This is a genomic window from Saccharopolyspora karakumensis (assembly GCF_004349225.1).
Classification (GTDB): domain Bacteria; phylum Actinomycetota; class Actinomycetes; order Mycobacteriales; family Pseudonocardiaceae; genus Saccharopolyspora; species Saccharopolyspora endophytica.
Genome location: NZ_SMLA01000028.1, coordinates 67,915 through 78,001, shown reverse-complemented (window position 1 = coordinate 78,001; position 10,087 = coordinate 67,915). Strand labels below are relative to the sequence as shown.

10 protein-coding genes are annotated in these 10,087 nt (G+C 69.7%); all 10 read left to right on the top strand.

The window, feature by feature from the left end; all coding sequences use genetic code 11:
- The first annotated feature begins 161 nt into the window (after positions 1-161).
- On the top strand, positions 162-743 hold the full coding sequence (locus tag E1202_RS18660; RefSeq protein ID WP_132684424.1) for an AAA family ATPase: 582 nt from the start codon (positions 162-164) through the stop codon (positions 741-743).
- Positions 744-1,041: 298 nt separating this feature from the next.
- Complete coding sequence (locus E1202_RS18655; protein ID WP_132684423.1) at positions 1,042-2,790, top strand: DEAD/DEAH box helicase; 1,749 nt, start codon at positions 1,042-1,044, stop codon at positions 2,788-2,790.
- A 276-nt stretch (positions 2,791-3,066) separates the two neighbouring features.
- The gene (ffh, locus tag E1202_RS18650; protein ID WP_132684422.1) at positions 3,067-4,629 is read left to right on the top strand and encodes a signal recognition particle protein; all 1,563 of its coding nucleotides are present in this window, start codon (positions 3,067-3,069) and stop codon (positions 4,627-4,629) included.
- Positions 4,626-5,696 (top strand): metal-dependent hydrolase family protein, encoded by a 1,071-nt coding sequence (locus E1202_RS18645; RefSeq protein WP_132684421.1) that lies wholly within the window; start codon positions 4,626-4,628, stop codon positions 5,694-5,696. The genes ffh and E1202_RS18645 overlap by 4 nt, the downstream gene beginning before the upstream one ends.
- A 142-nt stretch (positions 5,697-5,838) precedes the next feature.
- The gene (locus tag E1202_RS18640; RefSeq protein WP_132684420.1) at positions 5,839-6,594 is read left to right on the top strand and encodes a CPBP family intramembrane glutamic endopeptidase; all 756 of its coding nucleotides are present in this window, start codon (positions 5,839-5,841) and stop codon (positions 6,592-6,594) included.
- A gap of 67 nt (positions 6,595-6,661) precedes the next feature.
- On the top strand, positions 6,662-7,471 hold the full coding sequence (locus tag E1202_RS18635; RefSeq protein ID WP_235878613.1) for a CPBP family intramembrane glutamic endopeptidase: 810 nt from the start codon (positions 6,662-6,664) through the stop codon (positions 7,469-7,471).
- 304 nt (positions 7,472-7,775) lie between these two features.
- Positions 7,776-8,252 carry a 30S ribosomal protein S16 gene (gene rpsP / locus E1202_RS18630; RefSeq protein ID WP_132627491.1) on the top strand — a complete coding sequence of 159 codons (477 nt, stop codon included), beginning with the start codon at positions 7,776-7,778 and terminating at the stop codon, positions 8,250-8,252.
- On the top strand, positions 8,249-8,488 hold the full coding sequence (locus tag E1202_RS18625; RefSeq protein WP_093413382.1) for an RNA-binding protein: 240 nt from the start codon (positions 8,249-8,251) through the stop codon (positions 8,486-8,488). Before rpsP ends, E1202_RS18625 begins: the two co-directional genes overlap by 4 nt.
- 5 nt (positions 8,489-8,493) lie before the next feature.
- Positions 8,494-9,060: a ribosome maturation factor RimM gene (rimM, locus tag E1202_RS18620; protein ID WP_132684419.1), complete on the top strand. Its 567-nt coding sequence runs from the start codon at positions 8,494-8,496 to the stop codon at positions 9,058-9,060.
- A 114-nt stretch (positions 9,061-9,174) separates the two neighbouring features.
- Positions 9,175-9,966: a tRNA (guanosine(37)-N1)-methyltransferase TrmD gene (trmD, locus tag E1202_RS18615; RefSeq protein ID WP_132684418.1), complete on the top strand. Its 792-nt coding sequence runs from the start codon at positions 9,175-9,177 to the stop codon at positions 9,964-9,966.
- Positions 9,967-10,087 lie beyond the last annotated feature (121 nt).

Genomic DNA, 10,087 nt, shown 5'->3' with positions numbered 1-10,087 from the left:
GGACAGGGCCTCCCACGTGTGAACCGGGTGCGGGACCCCGTAACGCACCGGGGAGTTCGAGGAGGCGGCCCGCTCAGGGGGAGCGGGCCGCCTCCTCGTCGGTGCGGCGGTGATCACTTCCCCGGACCTCCATGATCGGGAGCGCGTAATCTGGAGTCCTGGTGGACATTTCGGACGCTTCTCCCGTCGCTGCCGACCCGACGCCTTCGGTGCGGGTGGGTCGCCGTTCGCTGGTCGTGCTCGCCGGTGTGCCCGGCGCGGGCAAGAGCACCGTGCTGGCCAAGATGCGCTCGGACGAGGACGTGGTCCGGCTGGATTCCGAGCAGGTGCGCGCCAGGCTGCGCGCCCTCTCGCCCGGCATCCCCTACCGCTACTACCGGCCGCTGGTGCACCTGCTGCACCGGTCCCGGATCTTGTGGGCGTGCCTGGTCAACCGCGGTCCGGTGGTCGCGCACGAGCCCGCGACCAGGGCGAGCACGCGGCTGATGCTGCTGGTCTTCGCGTGCCTGAGCGGGCGGCGGACGGTCCTGCTGTGGCTGCACGCCGACGCCGACTCGGCGTTGGACGGGCAGCGGGCGCGGGGCAGGCTGATCCGGTCGAGCTCCTTCCAGCGGCACGTGCTGCGGGCCGAGCGGATGCACCGGCGCCTGCTGGCCGGGGAGCGGCTGATCGGCTGGCGCCGGGTGCACCTGTTCACCCGTTCTCAGGTGGCCGATGGCCTGCGGCTCGACGTCGAGACGTGACCTGCGTCCCCTTGGGCAGGGGCGGGCCGACATCAACTGATCGCGATGATTACCCTGGACCCCCGGTGCTGCGGCCAGATGTCGCTGCGCCAGGCTGAGATTTTTCGAGCTGCGGGTCACTGGCAACAGGGTGTGCGTCGGGTGGAGCGCGCGGTTCGACAAGCGCAAGCGGAGTCCAAGCAGGTTCGCCGCACGCCACCGAGTGGACGCACAGCCCCGTCAGCACGCGCGGGGTGGCGCCGGACCTTTTTCCGCGATCAGCCCACCGCCGACCCACCTAGGGAGACCCGCGTTCCGCATGCCTACTTTCGCTGAACTCGAACTCGACGAGCGCGTCCAGAAGACGCTGACCGAGATCGGGTACGAGGCCCCGTCGCCGATCCAGGAGCAGACGATCCCGCTGCTGCTGGAAGGCCGCGACGTGCTGGGCCTGGCGCAGACCGGTACCGGCAAGACCGCCGCGTTCGCGCTGCCGATTCTGTCCAACATGGACCTGACCACCACCAAGCCGCAGGCCCTGGTGCTGGCGCCCACCCGCGAGCTGGCCATCCAGGTCTCCGAGGCGTTCCAGCGCTACGCCTCGCACCTGCCCGGCTTCCACGTGCTGCCGATCTACGGCGGCACCGGTTACGGCCCGCAGCTGGCGGGTCTGCGCCGCGGCGCGCACGTCGTCGTCGGCACCCCGGGCCGGCTCATCGACCACCTGGAGAAGGGCTCGCTGGACCTCAGCGCGCTGAAGAACCTGGTGCTCGACGAGGCCGACGAGATGCTGCGCATGGGCTTCATCGAGGACGTCGAGAAGATCCTGCAGTCGGTTCCCAGCCAGCGCCAGGTCGCGCTGTTCTCGGCGACGATGCCGCAGGGCATCCGCAAGATCACGCAGAACTACCTGAACAACCCGGCGGAGATCTCGGTCAAGACCAAGACCTCCACCGCCACCAACATCAACCAGCGGCACGTGCCGGTGCGCGCCTCCAACAAGCTGGACGCGCTGACCCGCATCCTCGAGGTCGAGACCTTCGACGCGATGATCGTGTTCGTGCGCACCAAGCAGCTCACCGAGGAGCTCGCGGAGAAGCTGCAGGCGCGCGGTTTCAGCGCCTCGGCCATCAACGGCGACATCGCCCAGGCCCAGCGCGAGCGCACCATCGGTCACCTGCGCGACGGCAAGATCGACATCCTGGTGGCCACCGACGTGGCCGCGCGCGGACTCGACGTCGAGCGCATCTCGCACGTGCTCAACTACGACATCCCGCACGACACCGAGTCCTACGTGCACCGCGTGGGCCGCACCGGTCGTGCCGGGCGCAGCGGCGAGGCGATCCTGTTCGTCTCCCCGCGCGAGCGGCACCTGCTGCGCGCGATCGAGCGGGCCACCCGCCAGCAGATCACGCAGATGGAGCTGCCGAGCATCGACGCGGTCAACGACCGCCGTCTGGCGAAGTTCGCGCAGAGCATCACCGACACGCTGGCCAAGGGCGGCCTGGAGGTCTTCCAGGAGCTGGTCAACGAGTACGAGCGCACCCACGACGTGCCCGCCTCGGAGATCGCCGCGGCCCTCGCCGCGATGGCCCAGGGGGAGCGTCCGCTGCTGCTGGAGGCCGAGCCGGAGCCGGCGCGCCGCGACGGCCCGACGTTCCACAGCAACAACGCCGACACCGAGACCTACCGGGTCGAGGTCGGCCGCCGGAACCGCGTCACGCCGCGCGCACTGGTCGGTGCGCTGGCCAACGAGGGCGGCGTGCCCAGCAAGTACATCGGGCACATCGACATCCGCAACGAGCACACGCTGATCGAGCTGCCCGCGGACCTGCCCGAGGAGCTGCTGACCAAGCTGCGCGCCACCCAGGTGGCCGGTCGTGGTCTGAAGATCACCCGCGCCGACGGTGAGTTCATCAGCCGCCGCCCGCGCCGCCCCGCCGGCAACCGGGACCGCGACAACAAGCCGCGTCCGCACCGCAAGGGCCAGGGCACCGGTGGTCAGCGCTCCCCGCAGCAGCACCGCACGTCCGGCCCCAAGCGCGACCTGCGGCACACCGGAGCCTGAGTCCGAGTTTTCTCGGTTCGCCTGCAAGCGGCGTAGCCGCGAGCTGCGAGGCCACCCTCGCAGCTCGCACCGCCGCGGGTTCTGACACGCCTCCTGGTGAGGACAGCCGCAGCGTTGTGTATTGGCATACATGAGTCGCGGATCCCGGAGCCAGGAGGCGTGTCAGTTCCGCTACCCGCACCGCCAAGCAAACCGAGGAAATAGGTCTTCACAACCGGTCGGTTACCCTCGCATAGGTACCCAGGTACATCCATCGACTCTGGAGCCCGTGAACCCGTGTTCGACACTCTCTCCGACCGGCTCACCTCGGTCCTGACGAACCTGCGCGGCAAGGGGCGGCTGTCCGAAGCCGACATCGACGCCACCGCGCGGGAGATCCGCATCGCCCTGCTCGAAGCGGACGTGGCGCTTCCCGTCGTGCGCGGGTTCATCAAGGGTGTCAAGGAACGGGCCAAGGGCTCCGAGGTCTCGCAGGCGCTGAACCCGGCCCAGCAGGTCGTCAAGATCGTCAACGAGGAACTGGTCACGATCCTCGGCGGTGAGACCCGTCGCCTGGAGCTGGCCAAGACCCCGCCGACGGTGATCATGCTCGCGGGTCTGCAGGGTGCGGGTAAGACGACGTTGGCGGGCAAGCTCGCCAAGTGGCTGTCCGGTCAGGGCCACACGCCGATGCTGGTGGCCTGCGACCTGCAGCGCCCGAACGCCGTCAACCAGCTGCAGGTGGTCGGTGAGCGCGCCGGTGTCCCGGTGTTCGCTCCCGAGCCGGGCAACGGCGTCGGCGACCCGGTGCAGGTCTCCCGCGACAGCATCGAGGAAGCCAAGCGCGCGCAGCACGACATCGTCATCGTCGACACCGCCGGCCGGTTGGGCGTCGACGAGGAGATGATGAAGCAGGCCGCCGACATCCGGGACGCGGTCACGCCGGACGAGATCCTGTTCGTCCTGGACGCGATGATCGGTCAGGACGCGGTGACCACCGCCGAGGCGTTCCGCGACGGCGTGGGCTTCTCCGGTGTGGTGCTGACCAAGCTCGACGGTGACGCCCGCGGTGGTGCCGCGCTGTCGGTCCGCGAGGTCACCGGCCAGCCGATCATGTTCGCCTCCAGCGGTGAGAAGCTGGAGGACTTCGACGTCTTCCACCCGGACCGGATGGGCAACCGGATCCTGGGCATGGGCGACATGCTCACCCTGATCGAGCAGGCCGAGCAGGCCTTCGACCAGGAGCAGGCCGAGAAGGCCGCGGAGAAGCTGGGCACCGGCCAGCTGACCCTGGAGGACTTCCTGGAGCAGATGCAGGCGGTGCGGCGGATGGGTCCGCTGCAGAACCTGCTGGGCATGCTGCCGGGCGCGGGCCAGATGAAGGACCAGCTGGCCAACTTCGACGAGAAGCAGCTCGACCGCATCCAGGCGATCATCCGCGGCATGACCCCGGCCGAGCGGGCCGACCCGAAGATCATCAACGCCTCCCGCCGCCAGCGCATCGCGCGCGGTTCGGGTGTGACCGTCGGCGACATCAACGACCTGGTCAACCGGTTCTTCGAAGCCCGCAAGATGATGCAGCGGATGGCCGGCCAGTTCGGCGGCTTCGGCGGCGGAGGCGGCGGCAGCAAGAACCGCAAGGGCAAGAAGGGGAAGAAGGGCAAGAAGGGCAAGGGCGGCCCGACCCCGCCGAAGGGCACGAAGGGCATGCCCGGCGGCTTCCCCGGCCTCCCCCCGGGTGGAATGCCCGGCATGGGCGGCGGAGCCGGTCCGGATCTGTCCAAACTGGACCCCACGGCCAACCAGCTCCCGCCCGGCTTCGACCCGTCGAAGCTGAACTTCGGCAAGAAGGACCAGTGACGGCGCTGCACCTGCGCGCCACGGTGCTGCCCGAGGGCGCGCAGCGGGACCTGTGGATCGTCGACGGCCGGATCTCCTCGGAACCGGTCGCCGGTGCCGAGACCGTCTTCGACGGTGGCTACGTGCTGCCCGGTCTGGTCGACGCGCACTGCCACGTCGGCATCGGAACCCGGGGACCGGTCGAGCTCGACGAGGCCGTCACCCAGGCCGAGACCGACCGCGACGCGGGCACCCTGCTGATCCGCGACTGCGGTTCGCCGATCGACACCCGGCCGCTGCAGCAGCGCGACGACCTGCCGCGCATCATCCGCGCGGGCAAGCACCTGGCCCGCCCCAAGCGCTACATCCCGAAGCTGTCCGACGACCTCGACGACGAGCAGGATCTGCCCGCCGCGGTCGCCGAGCAGGCCGCCTACGGCGACGGCTGGATCAAGCTCGTCGGCGACTGGATCGACCGCTCGGTGGGCGACCTGGCCCCGCTGTGGAGCGACGAGGTGCTGGCCGAGGCCATCGACACCGCGCACCGCCTCGGCGCCCGGGTCACCGCCCACGTGTTCGGCGAGGACGCGCTGCCCGGCCTGATCAACGCGGGCATCGACTGCATCGAACACGGCACCGGCCTGACCGACGAGACCGTCGAACTGATGGCCGCACGCGGCACCGCGCTGGTGCCGACCCTGGTCAACGTGGAGAACTTCCCGGGCTTCGCCGCGGCCGCGACGAAGTACCCGGACTACGCCACGCACATGACGGCCCTCTACGAGCGAGCCGACAGCACCGTCGCCAAGGCCATCGAGGCGGGCATCCCGGTCTACGCGGGCACCGACGCCGGAGGCGGCATCCCGCACGGCGTGCTGGCCGACGAGGTCGCCGCGCTGCACCGGGTCGGCATGTCCACCGAGCAGGCGCTCAGCGCCGCCTCCTGGGGCGCGCGCGAGTGGCTGGGCTGGTCGGGCCTGGAGCACGGCGCTCTCGCCGACCTGGTGTGCTACGACGCGGACCCCCGCAAGGACCTGGACGTTCTCCGCTCGCCGAGTCGAATCCTGCTAGGCGGCAAGGTCTTCTAGCCCTTCGAACAGTCTGAAAACGGTCCCCGCAATCGTTTCCGCCTCCGCTCGGCGACACAGCGTTCCCGTGTGCGAACCCTTAGGGTTGGTAGGTCGAGGGGAGCGTCTTGTGGGGGAGAAGCGGGATCCTTACCTTCAACCGATGCGTCGGGTGGACGGCACCGCCGACCTGCACCCCAGGTTCTGGGAGGCGCAGCTGGAAGCGGCCAGGCGGGGTTCGCTGGCCTGGGGTTTCGCGGCGTTCTTCCTCGGATACGGCGGCTACTACCTCGCCGTGGTCATCCTCGGCGCCGTGCGGGAGCCCGAGGGCGGGTTCAACCCCGCGCAACCGCCGAACACCGGCCCGCTGCTGCTGGTCGCGTTCGCGCCGAACATCCTGCTCGGTCTGATTCCCGCGGTCTTCTCCTGGTGGCGAGGGCACGGGCTGCGCGCCGACTTCGGCATCCTGCCCCGGCGCCGCGACGTGAAGGTCGGCCTGATCTGCGGGCTCTGCGCGCTGTTCGGGTCGTGGATGGTGACCCTGGTGGTCATCGCGCTCGCCGGCCCGCCACCGGAATCCGACCTGACCAGGCTGATGCAAGGAGACCGGACGGTCTGGTTGTTCCTGTTCGCGCTGTTCGCGTTCCTGGGCGCGCCCTTGACCGAAGAGCTGCTGATGCGCGGTGCCCTGTGGGGCGCGATGGAGCACTACCGGATCCCGCGCGTCGCGATCCTCATCCTGACCTCGGTGATCTTCGCCCTGATACACCAGGAGGTGTGGCGGACGCCGGTGCTGTTCGTCGGCGGGCTGGCCATCGGGATGGCGCGGATGATCACCGGGCGCGTGTCGGCCAGCATGGTCGCGCACGCCACCAACAACTTCCTGCCGGCACTCCTGCTGTTCGCCGTGGCCAGATGAACACCCCGCCCGAGACGTGGTGATCGTGACCCGGCGAGGCACCGCAGTAGTCTGACGACTTCCGCCGGTGTCAGCCGACATCGTCACGCGGGTCGTCGATCCGCTGTTCGGCATCACGGAGGCGCTCGTGCACACACAAGAATCCGGAATCGGCGATCCGGCTCCCGGTGGCCGCACCTGGGTGGCCGCTCCGCCGGTGCGCACGCACCGCTGGGGGCTGGGGGCCTTCTTCTTCGCCGAAGCGGTGTTCGTGCTGACCTCGGTGGTGCTGGCCGCCGCGTTCGGCGAGCCGGGTGTGTGGTCCATCGTGCTGATGCTGGTGCTGCCGACCCTGCTGGCCGGTGGCGTGGCGGTGCTCATCACCGTGGTGCGGGGCAACGGCCCGGTGCAGGACTTCGGGCTGGAGTGGCGCTGGTCGGACGTCCGGACCGGACTGGCCATCGGTGGCGTCGGGCTCGTCACCACCACGATCGCCACCATGCTGTGGACGCACTGGGCCGAGCCCGGTCAGACCTCCACGGTGAGCAGCGTCCTCGACGGGGTCCGGTTGCCGCCCGTGGTCGCGGTGCTGCTGTTCCTGCACGTCTGGCTGGTCGCACCGCTGTGCGAGGAGCTGCTCTACCGCGGTCTGCTGTGGGGCGCGATGGAGCGGCTGCGCTGGAGCCAGCTCAACGTGTTCGTGCTGAGCACCGCGGTGTTCGCGATCGGGCACCTGGAACCGGCGCGCACCTGGCTGCTGCTGGTGATCACCATCCCGATCGGTCTGGCCAGGATGGTGACCGGCCGCCTCACCGCCAGCGTGATCGCCCACCAGGTGAACAACTTCCTCCCGGCGCTGGGCCTGCTCCTGGTCTCCCTGGGCCTGATGCCCACCTGAGCCGAGCCGGCGTCGCCGGAGGTTCTCATGGCGTCCTCTGGTGAGGACGCCGTGACTGGCCATACATCAGGAGCGGCGCCCGGAGCCAGAGGGCGTCTGAGGTTCTCCTACCGGCACCGCCGAGCAAGATGCCCCGGTCACCACTGACGATGAGCGTCTGGCAGAATAGGTTGCTGTTCGCGGCTTGGGGTCCCTCTCACCTCTTGCCGGCGATTTGACCTACGAGCTGTGCGAATCGCTGCCCCACGCGGTTGGCGCATCGCTCACCGGAGCACCAATGAGAGTCTGAGGAGCACCAGCACCCGTGGCTGTGAAGATCAAGCTCGCGCGGATCGGCAAGATCCGGGAGCCGCACTACCGCATCGTCATCGCAGACGCCCGCACCCGTCGCAACGGCCGGGTCATCGAGACGATCGGTCAGTACCACCCGAAGGAGAACCCGAGCGGCATCATCGTCGACTCGGAGCGGGCGCAGTACTGGCTGGGTGTCGGCGCGCAGCCGACCGAACCGGTGCGCAACATCCTGGAGATCACCGGCGACTGGCAGAAGCACAAGGGCCTGCCGGGCGCCGAGGGCACCCTGAAGGTCGCCGAGCCGAAGACGAGCAAGCAGGAGCTGTTCGAGGCCGCTCTCGCCGCCGCCGGCGAGGAGCCGACCGTCGAGGCCACCACCCCGAAGAAGAAGGGTGGCAAGAAGTCCGAGGCCAAGGCTGAGGACAAGGCCGACGAGAAGGCCGAGGACAAGGCTGCCGAGCAGAAGTCCGAGGACGGTCAGGCGTGACGGTCCTCTCGGACGCGCTTGAACACCTGGTGCGCGGCATCGTCGACAACCCCGACGATGTCCGCGTCCAGCTGCTGACGACCCGGCGTGGTCGCACCCTCGAGGTGCACGTCAACCCGGACGACCTGGGCAAGGTCATCGGACGCGGCGGGCGCACCGCCACCGCGCTGCGGACCGTGATGACCGGCATCGGTGGTCGCGGTATCCGGGTCGACGTGGTCGACACCGACCGCTGATCGGGATGAACGAACTTCAGCCGGAGGCCCTCGCAGTGGGGCGCGTGGTGCGGCCGCATGGCGTGCGGGGCGAGCTCGTCGTCGAGGTGCTCACCGACAGCCCGGAGCTGCGGTTCGTTCCCGGTGCGGTGCTCGGTTTGAAGCGCCGAGGAGCCGGTCAGAGCAGTAAGAAGAGCGCGCAGAGCCTCACCGTGACAGCCGCCCGGCAGCACGCCGGGCGGCTGTTGGTGCGCGCTGAGGGCGTGGACGGCCGGGACGCCGCGGAGGAGCTGCGCGGTGCGCTGCTGACGGTCTCCGCCGACGAGGCCGAGTCGCCCGAGGACCCCGACGAGTTCCACGACACCGAGCTGATCGGGCTGCGCGCGGCCCTGGTCTCCGGTGAGGACGTGGGCGTGGTGCGCGACGTGCTGCACTCGCCCGCCGGCGAACTCCTCGCGATCACCATCGCGGACCCGGAGGCTGAGAAGGGCGAACGAGAAGCCCTGGTGCCGTTCGTCTCCGCCATCGTCCCCGAGGTCGACCTCGGGGGCGGCAGGGTCGTGCTCGACCCGCCCGAAGGCCTGCTGGACTGAGCCGGCAGCCGAGGCCGTTGTGCGCGGCGGTGCGAGTTGCTCGGGAAGCGGCTTCGCCGCTCGCAAGGATCCACCGCAGCACCCGTTCACGGGCGTTCCCCAGACGAGGCCATCATGCGCATCGACGTCATCACGATCTTCCCCGACTACCTGAACCCGCTGCGGGAAGCGCTGCTGGGCAAGGCCATCGAGCGCGAGCGGATCTCCGTCGGCGTGCACGACCTGCGCGACTGGACGCACGACGTGCACCGCGCGGTCGACGACAGCCCCTACGGCGGCGGCCCCGGCATGGTGATGAAGCCCGACGTCTGGGGCGAGGCGCTCGACGAGGTTGGCGCCGCGCAGGAGGCCACGCCCCGGCTGATCGTGCCCACCCCGGCCGGGCGGCCGTTCGACCAGAAGACCGCCGTGCGCTGGTCGCAGGACCCGTGGCTGATCTTCGCCTGCGGCCGGTACGAGGGCATCGACCAGCGGGTCATCGACGACGCAGCCACCCGGATGCCGGTCGATGAGGTCTCCATCGGCGACTACGTGCTGGTCGGTGGTGAGGTCGCCGCGCTGACGATGATCGAGGCCGTCGTGCGGCTGCTGCCCGGAGTGCTGGGCAACCCGCTGTCGGCGGAGCAGGACTCGTTCTCGGACGGTCTGCTGGAAGGCCCTTGCTACACCCGTCCCGAGGTGTGGCGGGATCGCCCGGTTCCCGACGTCCTGCGCTCGGGCAACCACGCCGCGATCGCTCGCTGGCGGCGCGATCAGGCGTTGGAGCGGACCTACCACCGGCGGCCGGAACTGCTCTCGGCGTTGCCCGAGGGGGACCTGGATAAGGCCGACCGGAAACAGCTCGATAAACTGCGCGCGTCGGATGCTTCCGACGATGCCGGTGAGGCCGGAGACGCGTCGCGCTGAGCCCCTCGTTGAAGGGGCCGGATCGGGCGAGGAAATGCGGATCTGGCACACTGGACAGGTTGATGCAGTCGAGCCACCTGGTTCGACATGCGCAAAGAGCAAGTTCACCCCGTGTCGGGCG